This is a genomic window from Pollutimonas sp. M17 (assembly GCF_025836975.1).
Taxonomy (GTDB): domain Bacteria; phylum Pseudomonadota; class Gammaproteobacteria; order Burkholderiales; family Burkholderiaceae_B.
In genome coordinates, this window is the sequence record NZ_CP107548.1 from 1,088,432 (window position 1) to 1,105,769 (window position 17,338).

The following is a 17,338-nucleotide window of genomic DNA, read 5'->3' on the forward strand; positions in this document are numbered from 1 at the left end:
GATTCATTCATTCGGGTAGGTGTCCAGATGCGCCGCGGCGCCCAGCAGGGCGGGGTAGGCGCTGTTGATCACGAAAACGGGAATGGCGGCAAGATAAGCCGAAAAACGGCCCTTGTCTTCAAAGCGCGCGCGAAATGGAGAGCCGGGAAAGTAATCGCCCAGCTTGGGAACAATGCCTCCGCCTATGTAGATGCCGCTGCGCGCGCCCAGCGTAAGGGCCAGGTCGCCGGCGGCCGTGCCCAGTATGGCGCAAAAGATGTCCAGCGCTTCCAGGCAGCTTGCGTCGCCCTCCTTCAGCGCCCGCCGGCTGATGTCGGCGGGCGTATGCTCGGGAGCGGCCAGGCCGCGGCTTGCGCACAGGCTGCGGTGTATGAATTGCAGGCCGGAGCCGGAAAGCAGTCTTTCGTTGGAAACATGGCCGAACTCGCGCCTTGCGGCCTGCCACAGCATCCGTTCCCTGTCGTCGGCGGGCGCGAAGCTGACATGCCCGCCCTCGGCGGCAAGGGGGATCCATTTGCCGGTGGGGGCGGGAACCAGCGCGGACACGCCCAGGCCGGTTCCGGGGCCCAGCACCCCCATGGGGCATCCCGGTACGCCGTCGTCGCCGCCCACGCGGGTCAGTTCCTCTTTCGGCAGGTGGGGCAGGGCCAGCGCCAGCGCCGTGAAGTCATTGATCACATGCAAGGTATCCAGTCCCAGGCTGCGGCGCGTCTCTTCTATGGAGAATTCCCACGGAAAGTTGGTCATGCGGATGTGGTCGCCGAGTACCGGGTTGGCGATGCCGATGACGGCATGCCTGACCGTGGGCTTGCCATGGCTGTCCAGATAGTGGCGGATGGCGTCCGGCAGGGTGGGAAAGTCGGCGCTGTTCAGCATGTCGACTTTTTGTATGTCGGCCGCCGAGGTGCAAAGCGCGAAGCGGGCGTGGGTGCCGCCGATGTCGGCGATCAGGTGGCGCTGGTGTTCAGGCGTGCCAGTAGACATCGAAGGGGACTCCTGTTTGAGCGATGACATAGCTTACAGGCATGTCGGGCGTGGCGTGCCGGCTGGCCTGCTCGAAGACGGCGCGCTTCGTCGGCCCCGCCACGGCAAGCATGATGCGCCGCGCGGTTAGAAGGGCGGCCAGCGTCATGCTGATGCGTTCATGGGGCGCGCTGGGCGGCGTGACGTGGATGTAGCGATCCGCGAGGGCGGGATCCAGGGCGCGGCCCAGTTGCGGCGCGCCCGGAAACCAGGAGGCCGTATGGCCGTCCTCGCCCATGCCCAGCAGGGCCAGCGTGATCTCGTCCGCCTGCCGGTTGGCTCGGGCGACGTCATCCCGCATGTCCAGTGCCGGCCCGGCCAGTCCCGTGAAGCGGGCGGCGCTTGCCTGGTTCTTGAGCAGATGCGTCCTGACCAGCGACTCGTTGCTGTCCGGATGATCCGGCGCGACATGGCGCTCGTCGACCAGCGTGATGCGCACATCCTTCCAGGGCAGCGGCGCGACGCTCAGCGCCTCGAACAGAGGCAGGGGCGAGCGGCCGCCCGAAACGGCCAGTCCCGCGCGGCCGGTGGTGGCGATCTCCTGGCGGAGCACGGCCGATATGTCGCGCACCATGGCCCGGACGGCTTCTTCGCTGGAACTGAATTCATGCCATTTCATGTTTCCTCCTGCCAGACCACGCCGGCGCGGGACAGCAGCCCGCTGGATGCGGCCGGACCCCAGCTTCCGGCGGTATACGTCTTGGGTGCGATGGCGTGCCTGCTCCAGCACTCCAGTATGGGCTCCACCCAGCTCCATGCCTGCGCTTGTTCGTCGCAGCGCATGAACAGCGCCAGCCGGCCGCGGATGACGTCCAGCAGCAAGCGTTCATAGGCGTCGGCCCAGCGGGCCTTGAACATGGTGTGGAAATCCAGGTTCAGGTAGGTCGATTGCAGATTCATCGCGTCGCCCGGCTCCTTGGCCATGAAATACAGGCGCACGCTTTCCTTGGGTTGCAGGCGTATCACCAGGCGGTTGGCCGAATGCAGGCCTATGGGCATGGGGAACACGGCATGGGGCACCTTGCGGAAGTTGACCACGATCTCGGCCACGCGTTCCTGCATGCGCTTGCCCGTGCGCAGGAAGAAGGGCACGCCGGCCCAGCGCCAATTGGCCACCTCGGCCTGCAGTGCGACGAAGGTTTCGGTATTGCTGTCCGGATCGACTTTGTGTTCTTCGCGGTAGCCAACGACCGGCATGCCGTTGATGGCGCCGCTGCGGTACTGGCCGCGCACGGTCTTGGCCAGAACGTCTTCGTTGCTGAAGGGCTTGAGCGCTTTCAGGACTTTCAGCTTTTCGTCGCGCACGGCGTCTTCCGACAGGCTGGCGGGCGGCTCCATGGCGACGATGCACAACAGTTGCAGCAGGTGGCTTTGCAGCATGTCGCGCAGCGCGCCGGTGCGGTCGTAGAACTCGCCGCGCTCTTCCACGCCCAGCTCTTCGGCGATGGTGATCTGTATGTTGTCTATCCATTCGCGGCGCCATAGCGGTTCGAACAGCATATTGCCGAAACGTATGGCCATCAGGTTCTGCACCGATTCCTTGCCCAGGTAATGGTCGATGCGGTAGATCTGGTTCTCGGCGAAGTGCCGGCCCACGGCGGCATTGATCGCGTTGGACGATTCCAGGTCGTGGCCCAGGGGTTTCTCCAGCACCACGCGTACATTCGAATGGTTCAGCCCGGCCTGCGCCAGATTCTGGCAGATGGTGATGAACAGATGCGGCGCTGTAGCCAAATAACAAACAGTTACCCGCTCCGGCGCGATGCCCAGGGCATCCGCCAAGCCCGCATAGTCGGCCTCGCGTCCGGCGTCCAGGGTATGGAAGCGCAGGCGATCCTTGAAGCTCGCCCACGAGGCGTCGTCGAAGTCCAGCCCCAGCCGCGGCTTGACGCGCTGTTCCAGGAGTTCCATGTATCCCTCCAGGCCTATGGCTTTGCGGCCCAGCGCGAAAATGCGTCCGTCCCGGTTCAGCGCGCCCGCCTTGTGGGCCTGATAGAGAGAAGGAATGAGCTTGCGCAATGCCAGGTCGCCGGTGCCTCCGAAGAACACGATGTCAAAGGGGGGGGTAGTGGCCATGAACGCATCCTTTTGAATGATGCCGCGACGGTCGCATCCGCAGCGGATATTGCATATGTATGTAATTAAGCTACATGTTCTGTTTCTTGTAAAGCCGGCTCCCCTTTAGGGTAAGCCCTCAATTGAAGCGGGGGCATGCCGGTGAAATAATGTAATCGATTACATTTTCCGATGCTCGCTTTCATGGCCAGGTCTTTCGCCGATTCCTCCGGTGCTTCGGGCGCCGAACGCAGCGTGTCGATCGCGCAGGTCGCCGAGCGGGCCGGCGTCTCGGTTGCCACGGTGTCGCGCGTCCTGAACGGCAAGCAGACTGTCAAGGATGCCACTCGCCTGCGGGTGGCGGAAGCCATTCATGCCATGGGCTATCGCGTCAACCAGATGGCGCGCAGCCTGCGCACCGATGAAAGCCGGCTGCTGCTGGTCATGGTGCCCGACATCGGCAACCCCTTCTATGCGCAGATCGTGCAAGGCATCGACGGTGTCGTGCAGGACAAGGGCTATTCCGTCCTGCTTTGTGAAACGGGCGGCGACGCCAACCGCGAGCGGCGCTATTTCGACCTGCTGGAGTCGCGCCGGGCCGACGGCGCCATTTGCCTGGATCCGGATACCGTGCAGCAGGCGCTCAGCGGCCAGGCCTTGCGCTTTCCATGGGTGGCCTGCTGCGAGTTCGACAGCCAGGTGGCCGTGCCCTATGTGGGCATCGACAATCGGGCGGCGGCCCGCGACGCGGTGGCCTGCCTGATAGGCAAAGGGCACCGCCGCATTGCCTTCGTCAATTCCGATACCCGATTCATGTATGCGCGCGAACGCAGCCTGGGGTATGCCGATGCCCTGGCGCAAGCAGACATCGCCTTCCGGGAAGACTACTGCGTGGGCGTGGAGGGGCTGGATTTCGCGGCCGGCAAGCGTGCCGCTCAGGCCTTGCTGGCCCTGGAACAACGGCCCACCGCCGTCTTCGCGGTTTCCGACACGCTGGCCATCGGCGTCATTCGGGGTTTGCACGAGGCGGGCCTGGCCGTGCCGCGGGACATGGCCGTCATGGGTTTCGACGATATTTCGCTGGCGCAGCAAACCTGCCCCGCGCTCAGCACCGTCGCCCAGCCCATGCGAACCCTGGGCGAACAGGCCGCCTATCTGCTGCTCAAGCAGCTGGACGATCCGCGCTCCCGCATCAGCGGCGTGTTGCTGCCGCACCGGGTGGTGCAAAGGGAGAGCGCCTGATGAGCCTGTCCGTGGAATTCCGCTCCATCAGCAAGGACTTCGGCCCCGTCCGGGTCCTGCACGATGTCGACCTGGCCTTGCCTAGGGGTCGAGTCTACGGCTTGCTGGGCGAAAACGGCGCCGGCAAGTCCACCCTCATGAAGATACTGTGCGGCTACGAGCAGCCCACGGAAGGAGCCTTGCTGATCGATGGGCGCGAGGTTCAGTTCGAGTCCTCAAGGCAGGCCGAGCAGCGGGGCATCGTACTGATCCATCAGGAGATCAACCTGGCCGACGACTTGACCATCGCCCAGAACATCTTCCTGGGCCACGAGAAAAAACGCGGACCTTTCCTGGACAACAAGGCCATGCATGGCCAGGCGGCCGCCTTGCTTGCGCAGGTGGGCTTGCCGGCGGATCCGGACACGCGGGTCGGCAGCCTGATCGTCGCCGAGAAGCAGCTGGTGGAGATCGCCAAGGCCCTGGCCAAGAATGCACGGCTGCTGGTCATGGACGAGCCGACCGCCACCTTGACGCCCGGCGAGACCGAGCGCCTGTTCGCGCTCATCGAGCAGTTCAGGAATGACGGGGTCACCATCATCTATATCTCGCACAAGCTGGACGAGATCGAGCGCATCACCGATCACATCGTCGTCATGCGCGATGGGCGCTACGTGACGCAGGCGCCGACCCCCAGCGTGTCGCGCCGGGAAATGGCCAATCTGATGGTGGGACGCGAGCTGGCGGATCTGTTCCCGCCCAAGGTCATGGCCGACCGCGACGCCGCACCCGCCTTGCGGGTCGAGGGCCTGTCTGTGCCCGGCTGGGCCGAGGACGTCAGCTTCGACGTGCGCCCGGGCGAGATCCTGGGCTTTGCCGGCCTGGTGGGCGCGGGCCGGACGGAATTGTTCGAAGGCATACTGGGCTTGCGGGAACGCAGCGCGGGCCATATCTATCTGCAGGGCGTGGAGCGCAAGCTGCGCAACCCCAGGCAGGCGGCCCGGCACGGCCTGACCTATCTCAGTGAAGACCGCAAGGGCCGGGGCATACTGCTTGCCTTCGGCATGCGGCAGAACGTGACCCTGATGGCGCTGGAGCGCTATGCAAAGCCGTTGCTGGACACCGACCTGGAGCGGCGGGCGCTGGATGCCGCCGTGCGCGATTTCGGCATACGCACCGGCAATGCCGACAACCTGGCGTCGGCGCTGTCGGGTGGCAACCAGCAAAAGCTGGCCTTGGCCAAGGTGCTGCATCCCGATCCCTCCGTCGTGATCCTGGACGAGCCCACGCGCGGCGTGGACGTCGGCGCCAAGCGCGACATCTATTTCCTGATCCAGGGCCTGGCCCGGCAAGGACTGGCGGTCATCGTCATTTCGTCGGAGCTCATGGAACTGATCGGCTTGTGCCATCGCGTGGCGGTGATGCGGGCCGGACATCTGCAAGCCGTGCTGCAGTCTGAACAATTGAATGAGAAGGAGCTGATTGCCCATGCAACCGGAACAGAGCAGCCTGCCTGAAGCCCCCGCCGCGCATGCCGGCGGACGCGCCGGGCGGCATGCCGCGCCTTCATGGCGTGGGCGATTGCACGGACTTGGGCCCGTGGCGGGCCTGGTGCTGTTGTGCATCGCCGGCACACTGCTCAACAGCAGCTTCGCCGACATCGACAACATCATGAATGTACTGACCCGGACGGCCTTCATCGGCATCATCTCGGTCGGCATGTGCTTCGTCATCATCTCGGGCGGCATCGACTTGTCGGTGGGCTCGATGGCGGCGCTGATCGCCGGAAGCATGATATTGGTCATGAACGCGCTGACCGCTTTCGCGCTGGCTCCCATGCTGGTCATTGTGCTGGGCATGCTTTTCGCTTTGGCGCTGGGCGCGCTGCTGGGACTGGCCCATGGCCTGCTCATTACGCGCGGCCGGATCGAGCCCTTCATCGTGACGCTGGGCACACTGGGCATCTTCCGCGCCTACCTGACCTACCTGTCCGACGGTGGGGCCATCACGCTGAACATGGACGTGTCCGACGCCTACAGCCCGGTGTACTACGGCAGCCTGCTGGGCATACCCGTGCCTGTGTGGGTGTTCATCGCCATTGCGCTGCTGGGCGGGCTGGTGCTGAATCGGACGGCGTTCGGGCGCTACGTGCAGGCCATAGGCTCGAACGAGCAGGTGGCGCGCTATGCCGCCGTCAATGTCGACAAGACCAAGACGCTGACCTACGTGCTGCTGGGCATGTGCGTGGGCATCGCGACCGTCCTGTATGTGCCTCGCCTGGGCTCGGCCAGCCCCACCACCGGCTTGTTGTGGGAGCTGGAGGCCATCGCCGCCGTGATCGTGGGCGGGACGGCTTTGAAGGGCGGCGCGGGAACCATGACCGGCACCGTGGTCGGGGCCATCCTGCTGTCCGTCATCGGCAACATCCTCAACCTGACCAGCATCATCAGCGTTTACCTGAACGCGGCGGTGCAGGGTTTCGTCATCATCATCGTGGCTTTCCTGCAGCGCCGGCGCTCCTGATCGCCGTTTCGTCGTGTTTTTTGCATTCAACCCGGAGACAAGAAAATGAATCGTTCGCTACGCAAACTGGCCATCGGCGTTGCCGCCATGGCCGCCATGGGCCTGTCGTCGGGCGCCATGGCGCAAGAGAAGGTCAACCTGGGCGTGTCCATACCCGCCGCCACGCACAGCTTCACGGCAGGCGTCGTGTGGTGGTCCAATCAGGCCAAGGCCGAACTGGAAAAGGCGCACCCAAACCTTAAGGTCACGGTCAAGACATCCAGCGGCGCGCCCGAGCAGGCCAATCAGTTGCAGGACCTGCTTACCGTCAACCGCATCAATGCGCTGGTCATCATGCCCTTCGAGTCGGCCTCGCTGACCCAGCCGGTGGCCCAGCTGAAGAAAAAAGGCGTCTACGTCACCGTGGTCGATCGCGGCCTGACCGACACCAGCGCGCAGGACGCCTATGTGTCCGGGGACAATACCGCATTCGGCCGGCTGGCCGCCGAGTACCTGGTGAAGAAGCTGAACGGCAAAGGCGACATCGTGGCCTTGCGCGGCATTGCCACGACGCTGGACAACGAGCGCATGGATGCCTTCAACGCCGTCATCAAGAAGCACCCGGACATCAAGCTGCTGGATGCCCGCTACGGCAACTGGAACCGCGATGACGCCTTCAAGGTCATGCAGGACTACCTGACCCGCTTCAAGCACATCGACGCGGTGTGGGCCGCCGACGACGACATGGCTTTCGGCGTGCTCAAGGCCATCGAGCAGGCCAAGCGCACTGATATCAAGGAAGTCTTCGGCGGCGCGGGCGCCAAGGGCATGGTCAAGACCATCATCGACGGCAGCAATCCGCTGATACAGGCCGATGTTTCCTACTCGCCCAAGTTCATCTACGACGCCATCAAGCTGACCGCCGAAGCACGCCTGAAGGGTGAGAAACTGCCCGAGACCACGATCATTCCATCGGTCCTGATCACCAAGGAAAACGCCAAGGACTTCTATTTTCCCGACTCTCCGTTCTAAGCGGGCGATATGCCCCGGGCCGCTGCCGCTTCCCGGCGCAGGCCCGGGCGCGCCGGCATTCAACGCCAATCGAGCATGACCATGAAAACCATAAAAGGACCGGGTATTTTCCTGGCGCAATTCGCCGGCGGGCAGCCGCCCTTCGACAGCCTGGAAGGGCTGGCCCGCTGGGCTGCAAGCCTGGGGTATAAAGGCGTGCAGATCCCCACCAGCGATCCAGGCTTGTTCGACCTGCAACAGGCGGCCGAAAGCCAGGCCTATTGCGACGACGTGCGCGGCATGCTGGCCGGCCACGGGCTGGAGGCCACCGAGCTGTCCACGCACTTGCAAGGGCAGTTGCTGGCGGTGCATCCCGCCTACGACACCTTGTTCGACGGCTTCGCGGCGCCCGCCGTGCGCGGCAATCCGGCCGCCCGCACACAATGGGCGAGAGAGCAATTGCTGCTTGCCGCCAAGGCATCGAAACGCATGGAGCTGACGGCGCATGCGACGTTTTCCGGCGCGCTGGCCTGGCCCTATCTGTATCCCTGGCCGCAGCGTCCGGTCGGACTGGTCGAGGAAGCGTTCGCCGAACTGGCGCGGCGCTGGAGGCCGATACTGGATGCCTTCGACGAGGCCGGCGTCGATGTCGGCTACGAGCTGCATCCCGGAGAGGACCTGCACGACGGCCTGAGCTTCGAGCGCTTCCTGGACGCGGTGGGCGGCCATCCGCGCGCCGGCATCCTTTACGACCCCAGTCATTTCGTGCTGCAGCAGCTGGACTACCTGGCGTTCATCGACATCTATCATGAGCGCATAAAATGCTTCCATGTGAAGGACGCCGAATTCCGCCCCAATGGCAGGCAGGGCGTTTACGGCGCGTATGCGGACTGGGCGGATCGGGCAGGGCGCTTCCGCTCGCTGGGCGACGGCCAGGTCGATTTCAAGGCCATCTTTTCCAAGATGGCGCAATACGATTATCCCGGCTGGGCCGTGCTGGAATGGGAATGCTGCCTGAAGCATCCCGAGCAGGGCGCCGCCGAAGGCGCGCCCTTCATCGCCAGCCATATCATCCGCGTGGCCGAGCATGCTTTCGACGATTTCGCGAAGAGCGGCGCATCCAGGGATCAGCTTCGACAGTTATTGGGTATCGTTCAATGAGCGCAGGCGTGCATAGGCGATTGAGGCTGGGCATGGTGGGCGGCGGCCGCGGCGCCTTCATCGGCGCGGTGCACCGCATGGCGGCGCGGCTGGACGATCGCTACGAGCTGGTGGCGGGCGCCCTGTCCAGCGATCCGGAGCGGGCGGCGGCCAGCGCGGCCGATGTCGGCATCGATCCGGCGCGCAGCTACGCCGACTGGCGGGAAATGGCGCAGGCCGAGGGCCGCTTGCGGCGCGAAGGGCGGAAGGGCATCGACGCCGTATCCATCGTGACGCCCAATCATCTGCATGCACCCATCGCGCGGGCGTTCCTGGCCGAGGGCATACACATCATCTGCGACAAGCCGCTGACGGTGTCGCTGGCCGAGGCGCTGGAGCTGCGGGATCTGGCCCGCGATCATTCCGCGCTTTTCGTGTTGACTCACACCTATACCGGCTACCCCATGGTGCGCCATGCGCGCTGGCTGGTGGAGCAAGGCGCCATCGGCGAGTTGCGCCTGCTGCAGGTGGAATATGCGCAGGACTGGTGGGCCGAGGCCTCGGCCATGACCGAAGGAGGCTGGAGGGGCGATCCGGCCATCGCCGGCCCCGCGGGCACGCTGGGCGACGTTGGCATCCACGCCTACCAGCTGGCCAGCTATGTCAGCGGCTGCGAGCCGGATGAAATCGCCGCCGAACTGCATACCTTCGCGCCGGGGCGCCGGCTGGACGACCATGTGCAGGTCATGATGCGCTATGCCAACGGAGCGCGCGGCAGCCTGTGGGCCAGCCAGGTCGCGACCGGCTGCGAGAATGCGCTGACTTTGCGCTTGTACGGCAGCCGCGCCCAATTGCGTTTCGAGCAGGAAGACCCCAACGTCCTGTGGCTGACCCCTCAAGGCGGGAGCGCGCAGCGGATTACCCGCGGCCGCGCGTCCAGTATCGCGGCCGACCAGGCCACGCGCATTCCCCCCGGTCACCCCGAAGGCTATATCGAGGCGTTCGCGCAGCTGTATCGGGACGCGGCCGACCGCATCCTGGCGCTCGAGTCCGGGCGGGCCGATCTGCCGGATTCCGCCGCCTTGCCCGGCATCGCCGACGGCGTGGCTGGCCATCGTTTCATCGCCTCCGTGCTCCAGAGCCATCGCCGCGGCAGCGCCTGGGTCAGGCTGGACGAGGCGCGCGACCCGGACTGAACGGCTTGGCTACAATAGCTGGCCCGCCGCGGCTGGCCAGCCGCCGTTCTTACGACAGGAAACCATGAGCAAAACCCAGGGGCGCAGCACGATCGCCGATGTGGCGCGCCAGGCCGGCGTGTCCAAGGCCACCGTCTCGCGTTTTCTCAATCACCGCGACACCCTGCTTTCGCCCGAGATCGCCGGCAAGGTCGAGGCGGCCGTCAAGCAGCTGGGCTATGTGCCCAGCCCCATGGCGCAAGCCTTGAAGCGCGGCCGTTCGCGCCTGATCGGCCTGGTGGTGGCCGATATCACCAACCCCTATTCGGTGGCGGTGCTGCGCGGGGCGGAGCAGGCCTGCCGCGAAGCGGGCTACCTGGTCATGCTGTTCAATCTGGGCAATGAAAGCGAAAGGGAGAGCGCCGGGATACGCGCGCTTACTTCGTACAAGGTCGAGGGCTTCATCCTGAACACCATGGGCCGCGATGCCGGCGCCGTCCTTGAAACCGCCCGGCAAGGCAAGCCCGTCGTGCTGGTCGACCGCCTGCATGACGGCCTGGACGTCGATTTCGTTTCCCTGGACAACCGGCAGGCCATCAGCCTCAGCGGCGGACATCTGCTGGATGCCGGCTATCGCGACCTGTTGCTGGTGACCGAACCTCTGGGCACGGTCAGTTCGCGTATCGAGCGCGCCCGGGCATTCAAGGCCTTTGTCGCGGAACAGGGTTCCACGGTGTCCGGGCACAGCGTGGAAAGCAGGGCGGAGGCGCCGGAGCTGCTGGACCAGGCATTGCAATCGCTGCGCAAGGGGGCGCAAGCCCGGCCGGCGGTCATCACCAGCAACGCGGTCGTGACGCTGCGCGTGGTCGAGGCCGTTGCCAGGCTGGGCTGGCGATTGGGCAGGGACGTGGGTCTGGTGGGCATCGACGATACACCCTGGGCGCCGTATGTCGGTCCCGGAATCACCACGGTATCGCAACCCACCGGCGAACTGGGACGGCTGGCGGCGCAGTGCCTCATGCAGCGGCTGGCCGGGTCGACGATCGCGGCGCGCAAGATACTCCTGCCCGGCACGCTGATGAGCCGGGGGTCCACGCAGCCCAGTTAGCGGCCTTGAAAGGCGGGGAGGCCGGGGTGCGATCCGGCGGTAAAATTTCCCCCGGGTAAGTCCTGATATAATTCCTGCCTTCATTGGTTAAACTTTGAAACCGGTTTCAGGCGGTAGTTTTTGGTTTTCACATTCCGGATGCATATCCGGAAAGCGGCTGAATGGCGGCAGAGATGCCCCGGTTTAAGTAGGTATTTTCTTGATCGCGCGGTATGCTTTTATCGCCGGTAATGCCCAAGGTTGAAGCACAACGTGAATTATTCCTTTCAATTCGGTCCGGTGTTCGAGGCCTGGCCCCTGCTGCTGCATGGCACGTGGATGACGATCCAGCTGTCCTTCCTGGCCATGTTGTTCGGGCTGCTGGTGGCCATTGTGTGCGCCTGGGGCAAGACGGCCGGCCCCGCGCCCTTGCGCTGGCTGATCAACGCCTACATCGAGATCATCCGCAACACGCCCTTCCTGGTGCAGCTGTTCTTCTTTTTCTTTGCCCTGCCGGCGGTGGGAGTGCGCTGGTCGCCGTACACGGCCGCGCTGGTGGCCATGGTGTTCAACCTGGGCGCCTACGCGACCGAGATCGTGCGCGCCGGCATCGAATCCATCCCGAAGGGGCAGATCGAGGCCGGGCTGGCGCTGAACCTGTCGCGCCTCGAGATCTTCCGCTACGTGATCCTCAAGCCCGCGCTCAAAGCCATCTATCCAGCGCTGACCAGCCAGTTCATTTTGCTGATGCTGGCCTCCAGCGTGGTCTCGGTGATCTCGGCCGACGATCTGACCTCGGTGGCGGCGAACCTTCAGTCCGAGACCTTCCGAAGCTTCGAGATCTACATCGTGATCACGGTGATCTACCTGCTGCTGACGCTGGCCTTCTCCTACCTGTTCCGGCTGGTGTTCCAGTGGGGCCTTAACTATCCGGACCGCCGATAATGCGTACGTTTGGCTATAGCGATTTCTGGTTCATTCTCGAGGCGGCGCAGTGGACGGTGCTGCTTTCGCTGATGGCGTTCGTGGGCGGCGGCATCGTGGGGCTGATCGTGGCGCTTTCGCGCACGTCCGAAAGCGGCCTGGCACGGACCTTGTCCATGGGCTTCATCCAATTGTTTCGCGGCACGCCGCTGCTGCTGCAGCTGTTCCTGGTGTTCTTCGGGGCGCCGGTGATCGGGCTGGAGGTCAATCCGTGGGCGGCGGCGGCGGTGGCGCTGACGCTCAATAGCGGGGCCTTCCTGGGCGAGATCTGGCGCGGTTGCATCGAGGCGATTCCGCGCGGCCAATGGGAGGCGGCCGAGGCGCTGGGACTGTCGTACCGGCACAAGATGCGCGACGTGGTGCTGCCCCAGGCGCTGAAGATCGCGGTGCCGCCCACGGTGGGCTACCTGGTGCAGATCGTGAAGGGCACGTCGCTGGCGGCCATCATCGGCTTTACCGAACTGACCCGTGCCGGGCAGATCATCAACAACGCCACTTTCCAGCCCATGGTGGTGTTCTCGGTGGTTGCCGTCGTCTACTTCCTGCTGTGCTGGCCCCTGTCGCTGCTGGCCGCCTACATGGAACGCCGGCTGGCCATGTCGCTGTCGCGTTGATTAGGGTTCGGGAATCCTTCATTCCCTTTTTTTATCACTGTTTTTATCCGACTTTGGAGACATGATATGTTTGTTATGAAGAAAATGCGCACGCTCATGGGCGCCACCCTGCTGGCTGGTTGCGCCGCGCTGGCGCTTGGCGCACAATCCGCCGCCGCGGAAACCATCGACCAGATCAAGGAAAAGGGCGAGCTCACTATCGGCATGCTCGTCGATTTCCCGCCCTACGGCATCCTGAACACCGAAAACAAGCCCGACGGCTACGATGCCGACGTGGCCAAGCAATTGGCCAAGGACCTGGGCGTGAAGGTGAACATCGTTCCCGTGACCGGCCCCAACCGCATTCCCTATCTGCTGACCAACAAGGTCGACATGCTGGTGGCTTCCCTGGCGATCACGCCCGAGCGCGCCAAGCAGGTCCAGTTCTCCCATCCTTATTCGGCGGCCCAGATCGTGGTGTTCGGCGGCAAGGACGCCAAGATCGCCACGGCGGAAGACCTGGCCGGCAAGCGTATCGGCGTGGCTCGCGCCAGCACCCAGGATATCGCCGTGACCAAGGTCGCGCCCAAGGACGCGAACATCCGCCGCTTCGATGACGATGCCTCGGCCATGCAGGCCCTGCTGTCGGGCCAGGTGGATGCCATCGGCTGCTCGACCACGGTGGCCGCGCAGATCGCCAAGCGTTCGCCGGACCGTTTCGAAAACAAGTTCGTCCTGCTGCAGCAGGAAATGGCGGTGGCCATGCGTCCGGGCGAAGCCAACACGCTCAAGACCATCAACGAGCTGGTCGACAAGAACATCCAGAACGGCGAGTTCAGCAAGCTGTTCCAGAAATGGCTGGGCACCCCCTTGCCCGAGCTGAAGAAATCCTGATTGCATAGCGATTGACCATGACCGACAGACCAAGCACGCCGGCTGTCGATCCGGAGCGTCCCGCCCAGGGCGGGACGATTATCCAGATCGAAGCGCTGAATAAATGGTATGACGCCTTCCACGTCCTCACCGACATCGACCTGACCGTGGCCGCGGGCGAACGCATCGTCATCTGCGGCCCGTCGGGCTCGGGCAAGTCCACGCTGATCCGCTGCATCAACGGCCTGGAAAAGGCCCAGAAAGGCCGCATCGTAGTGGACGGCATCGACCTGACCGCCAAGGCGGGCAACATCGACGCCGTGCGCCAGGAAGTGGGCATGGTGTTCCAGCAATTCAACTTGTTCCCGCACATGACGGTGCTGCAGAACTGCATGCTGGCGCCCATGCGCTCGCGCGGCATCGGCAAGGCCGAGGCCGAGGCGCTGGCCATGAAATACCTGACGCGGGTGCGCATCGGCGATCAGGCGCTCAAGTACCCCAGCCAGTTATCGGGCGGGCAGCAGCAGCGCGTGGCGATTGCGCGGGCGTTGTGCATGACGCCCAAGGTCATGCTGTTCGACGAGCCCACCTCGGCGCTGGACCCGGAAATGGTCAAGGAAGTGCTGGACACCATGATAGGGCTGGCCGACGACGGCATGACCATGCTGTGCGTGACCCACGAAATGGGCTTCGCCCGCAGCGTGGCCAACCGCGTGATCTTCATGGCCGACGGAAAGATTGTGGAGCAGGCCACGCCGGAGCTGTTCTTCAGCAATCCGCGGGAAGAGAAAACCCGCAACTTCCTGGGCCAGATCCTGAATCACTAGTGCGCCGCTCCAGCGACGGCCTTTGCCATCGCGGGCATGTCTTTTATCTTCCCCTCCCGGGGCGGGCCGCGCACGGGCGGCCGAAGCGGAACCATGAATTCGACGCAGCAGATTATCGTGTCTTTATCATCCTTTGGCGCATCCGAAGTGGGGCGCCATGGGCAAGCCTGGTTTGCGCGGCTTTGCCATGCGGCCGGCGCCGACGGCGTGGAAGTGCGCGGCGAACTGCTGCGCGACCCCGACAATGAGTTGCCGGAACTCGCGGCCATCGTGCGCGAGACCGGCCTGGCCTGCTTCTATTCCAGTCCCGACATGCTGTGGGACGCCGATGGACGGTTTTCCGCCACGGCGCTCGAGCTGGGCATCGCGCGCGCCCGCGTGCTGGGCGCGCCTGTCTTGAAAATGTCCATAGGCGGATTCAATGCCGCCTCCGCGGCCGGCCTGGCAGACGTGGATGCACGCTTGCGCCCCCAGGGCCTGCGCCTTCTTATCGAGAACGACCAGACCGAAAGCGCGGGAACCCTGCCGGCCTTGCAGCGCTTCTTCGGCGGCCTGGACGCCGCCGGGCTTTCCCTGGACATGACGTTCGACATGGGCAACTGGCACTGGGTGGGCGAATGCCCGCTGCAGGCCGCGCAGGCGCTTTCGCCCCGTGTCCGGTACGTGCATTGCAAAGGCGTGCAGCGCACCCCGGCGCGCTGGGTCGCCGTGCCCCTGGAGGATTCGGCCGCGCCCTGGCGCGCCGTTTTCCGCGCCATGCCGCGCGGCCTGCCCCGCGCCATCGAATACCCGCTGATCGGCGACGATCTCTTGGCCGTTACGCGCAAGGCCGTACAAAAATTGAGAAGTCTGGAGGACAGCTTGTGAGCAATGCATTGGATGTGGTTACCTTCGGCGAGGCCATGATGATGCTGGTGGCGGATCGGCCGGGGCCGCTCGAAGAGGCGCAGGCTTTCTACAAGCGTACGGCCGGCGCCGAAACCAATGTGGCCATCGGCCTGGCGCGCCTGGGACTGAATGTGGGCTGGGCCAGCCGCCTGGGCGCCGATTCCCCCGGGCGCTATCTGCTGGCCGAGATGCGGCGCGAAGGCATCGATTGTTCGCACGTGTTCTGCGATCCGACGCAGCGCACGGCCATGCAGTTCAAGGGGCGCGTCACCGATGGCAGCGATCCTCCGGTGGAATACCATCGCAAGGGCTCCGCCGCCAGCCAGATGCAGGTGGCCGACATCGACGAGCCCTGGCTGGTGGGCGCGCGGCATCTGCACAGCACCGGCGTGTTCGCCGCCATATCCGACAACTGCTATCAGGTCTCGCGCAAGACCATGAGCCTGATGCGCGCGGCGGGCAAGACCGTGTCGTTCGACCCCAACCTGCGGCCCACCTTGTGGCCGTCGGCCGACGCCATGCGCGAGGGGATCAATGCGCTTGCCTACGGCGCCGACTGGGTGTTTCCGGGGCTCGAGGAAGGCCGCTTGCTGACGGGCCTGCAATCGCCCGAGGACATCGCGCGCCACTATCTCCAGCACGGCGCCAGCCTGGTCGTCGTCAAGCTGGGCGCCGACGGCGCGTACTTCGACAAGGGCGACGAACAGGCTTATGTGCCGGGCTGCCCGGTCGAGAAAGTGATCGACACCGTGGGCGCCGGCGACGGCTTCGCGGTGGGCGTCATCAGCGCCTTGCTGGCCGGCCTGCCGCTGCGGCGGGCGGTCGAGCGGGGCAGCTGGATAGGCGCGCGCGCGGTGCAGGTGCTGGGCGATACCGAGGGCCTGCCGACACGCGAGGAACTGGAGCAGGCCGGCCGCTGAACCTCTGTCCGCGGCGGTATTTCCGTTTACTGGGAGTCCACGATGAATCGAAAGCAGGTATTGGTTTACAGAGCCTTGCCGGATGAGCAACTGGAGCGGGTACGGCGGGAACACGACGTGGTGGTCGCCGACCCGCGCATCGCGGGGCAGGAGCAGGCCTTCCTGGATGCCCTGCCGAATGCGCAGGGTCTGATCGGCTCCAGCTACCCCGTCGATGAGGCTTTGCTGGCGCGCGCGCCGCGGCTGGAAGTCGTCTCCAGCATTTCCGTCGGAGTTGATAAATACCAGCTGGACGCCTTGCATCGGCGCGGCATCGTCCTGTGCCATACGCCGGGCGTGCTGACCGAGACGGTGGCCGACCTGCTTTTCGCCATGATGCTGGCCACCAGCCGCCGCATTCTGGAACTGGGCCGTTATGTGCAGCAAGGCCGCTGGAAGCGCAGCATAGGCCAGGACATGTACGGCTGGGACGTGCATGGCAAGACGCTGGGCATCCTGGGCTATGGCCGGATCGGCCAGGCCCTGGCGCAGCGCGCGGCGCTGGGCTTCAATATGCCGGTGCTCTACCACACGCGCAGACCCGTCGCCAGCGGATTGCCCGAAGGCAAGGCGCGTTCCGCGACGCTGGACGAGGTGCTGCGGCAGTCCGACTTCATCGTCGTGGTCTTGCCCCTGACCGCGCAGACCGAGGGCATGATAGGCGAAAAGGAGTTCGCCTCGATGAAGCCGGGTGCCATACTGATCAACGGCGCGCGCGGCCCCATCGTGCAGGAGACGGCGCTGCTGGATGCCCTGGACCAGGGCCGCCTGCGCGCCGCGGGCCTGGATGTGTTCGACATCGAACCCCTGCCGCAGGATTCTCCGCTGCGGGATCATCCCAAGGTCCTGCCCTTGCCGCATATCGGCTCGGCAACGCATGAAACCCGGCAGGCGATGGCGGTCATGGCCGTCGACAACCTGCTGCTGGCCTTGCGAGGCGAGAAGCCGCTGGCGGCCTACGATACGGCGGGCGCCGCGTAAGCCGCGCCTCGGCCGGCCA

17 protein-coding genes are annotated in these 17,338 nt (G+C 64.9%); 14 read left to right on the top strand and 3 right to left on the bottom strand.

The annotated features are described in order from the left end of the window. Positions 1-3 precede the first annotated feature (3 nt). Genes OEG81_RS05235 through zwf form a run of 3 tightly spaced genes read right to left on the bottom strand, consistent with a single transcriptional unit; the run spans position 4 to position 3,099 of the window. Positions 4-984: a glucokinase gene (locus tag OEG81_RS05235; protein ID WP_264131657.1), complete on the bottom strand. Its 981-nt coding sequence runs from the start codon at positions 982-984 to the stop codon at positions 4-6. Further along, entirely contained in the window at positions 965-1,642 is a 678-nt protein-coding gene (gene pgl, locus OEG81_RS05240; RefSeq protein ID WP_264131658.1) for a 6-phosphogluconolactonase, read from the bottom strand. Before pgl ends, OEG81_RS05235 begins: the two co-directional genes overlap by 20 nt. After that, positions 1,639-3,099 carry a glucose-6-phosphate dehydrogenase gene (gene zwf, locus OEG81_RS05245; RefSeq protein ID WP_264131659.1) on the bottom strand — a complete coding sequence of 487 codons (1,461 nt, stop codon included), beginning with the start codon at positions 3,097-3,099 and terminating at the stop codon, positions 1,639-1,641. Before zwf ends, pgl begins: the two co-directional genes overlap by 4 nt. Positions 3,100-3,282: 183 nt before the next feature. Between zwf and OEG81_RS05250 the strand changes: the two genes are divergently transcribed. The 14 genes from OEG81_RS05250 (at position 3,283) to OEG81_RS05315 (ending at position 17,319) form a co-directional block, all read left to right on the top strand. Next, a complete protein-coding gene (locus OEG81_RS05250) occupies positions 3,283-4,320 on the top strand; it encodes a LacI family DNA-binding transcriptional regulator (protein ID WP_264131660.1) in 1,038 nt (345 codons plus the stop codon). Further along, complete coding sequence (locus OEG81_RS05255) at positions 4,320-5,816, top strand: sugar ABC transporter ATP-binding protein (protein WP_264131661.1); 1,497 nt, start codon at positions 4,320-4,322, stop codon at positions 5,814-5,816. The genes OEG81_RS05250 and OEG81_RS05255 overlap by 1 nt, the downstream gene beginning before the upstream one ends. Beyond that, the gene (locus OEG81_RS05260; RefSeq protein WP_264131662.1) at positions 5,788-6,822 is read left to right on the top strand and encodes an ABC transporter permease; all 1,035 of its coding nucleotides are present in this window, start codon (positions 5,788-5,790) and stop codon (positions 6,820-6,822) included. The genes OEG81_RS05255 and OEG81_RS05260 overlap by 29 nt, the downstream gene beginning before the upstream one ends. 87 nt (positions 6,823-6,909) lie before the next feature. Then, positions 6,910-7,833, top strand: a complete 924-nt coding sequence (locus OEG81_RS05265; RefSeq protein ID WP_412034130.1) for a substrate-binding domain-containing protein — start codon at positions 6,910-6,912, stop codon at positions 7,831-7,833. An 81-nt stretch (positions 7,834-7,914) separates the two neighbouring features. Next, positions 7,915-8,973, top strand: coding sequence for a sugar phosphate isomerase/epimerase family protein (locus tag OEG81_RS05270; protein ID WP_264131664.1), 1,059 nt, complete (start codon positions 7,915-7,917; stop codon positions 8,971-8,973). Next, the gene (locus OEG81_RS05275; RefSeq protein ID WP_412034113.1) at positions 8,970-10,148 is read left to right on the top strand and encodes a Gfo/Idh/MocA family protein; all 1,179 of its coding nucleotides are present in this window, start codon (positions 8,970-8,972) and stop codon (positions 10,146-10,148) included. Before OEG81_RS05270 ends, OEG81_RS05275 begins: the two co-directional genes overlap by 4 nt. A 64-nt stretch (positions 10,149-10,212) precedes the next feature. Next, positions 10,213-11,235 carry a LacI family DNA-binding transcriptional regulator gene (locus OEG81_RS05280; RefSeq protein ID WP_264131665.1) on the top strand — a complete coding sequence of 341 codons (1,023 nt, stop codon included), beginning with the start codon at positions 10,213-10,215 and terminating at the stop codon, positions 11,233-11,235. Positions 11,236-11,487: 252 nt separating this feature from the next. Beyond that, positions 11,488-12,159 carry an amino acid ABC transporter permease gene (locus tag OEG81_RS05285; protein WP_264131666.1) on the top strand — a complete coding sequence of 224 codons (672 nt, stop codon included), beginning with the start codon at positions 11,488-11,490 and terminating at the stop codon, positions 12,157-12,159. Further along, on the top strand, positions 12,159-12,812 hold the full coding sequence (locus OEG81_RS05290) for an amino acid ABC transporter permease (RefSeq protein WP_264131667.1): 654 nt from the start codon (positions 12,159-12,161) through the stop codon (positions 12,810-12,812). Before OEG81_RS05285 ends, OEG81_RS05290 begins: the two co-directional genes overlap by 1 nt. Before the next feature lie 75 nt (positions 12,813-12,887). Next, complete coding sequence (locus OEG81_RS05295) at positions 12,888-13,685, top strand: transporter substrate-binding domain-containing protein (RefSeq protein WP_264132483.1); 798 nt, start codon at positions 12,888-12,890, stop codon at positions 13,683-13,685. Between the two features lie 17 nt (positions 13,686-13,702). Further along, positions 13,703-14,491, top strand: a complete 789-nt coding sequence (locus OEG81_RS05300) for an amino acid ABC transporter ATP-binding protein (RefSeq protein WP_317135368.1) — start codon at positions 13,703-13,705, stop codon at positions 14,489-14,491. A 93-nt stretch (positions 14,492-14,584) separates the two neighbouring features. Further along, positions 14,585-15,358, top strand: coding sequence for a sugar phosphate isomerase/epimerase family protein (locus OEG81_RS05305; RefSeq protein WP_264131668.1), 774 nt, complete (start codon positions 14,585-14,587; stop codon positions 15,356-15,358). Beyond that, the gene (locus OEG81_RS05310; protein WP_264131669.1) at positions 15,355-16,299 is read left to right on the top strand and encodes a sugar kinase; all 945 of its coding nucleotides are present in this window, start codon (positions 15,355-15,357) and stop codon (positions 16,297-16,299) included. The genes OEG81_RS05305 and OEG81_RS05310 overlap by 4 nt, the downstream gene beginning before the upstream one ends. Before the next feature lie 42 nt (positions 16,300-16,341). Next, entirely contained in the window at positions 16,342-17,319 is a 978-nt protein-coding gene (locus OEG81_RS05315) for a 2-hydroxyacid dehydrogenase (protein ID WP_264131670.1), read from the top strand. The last annotated feature ends 19 nt before the right edge of the window (positions 17,320-17,338 follow it).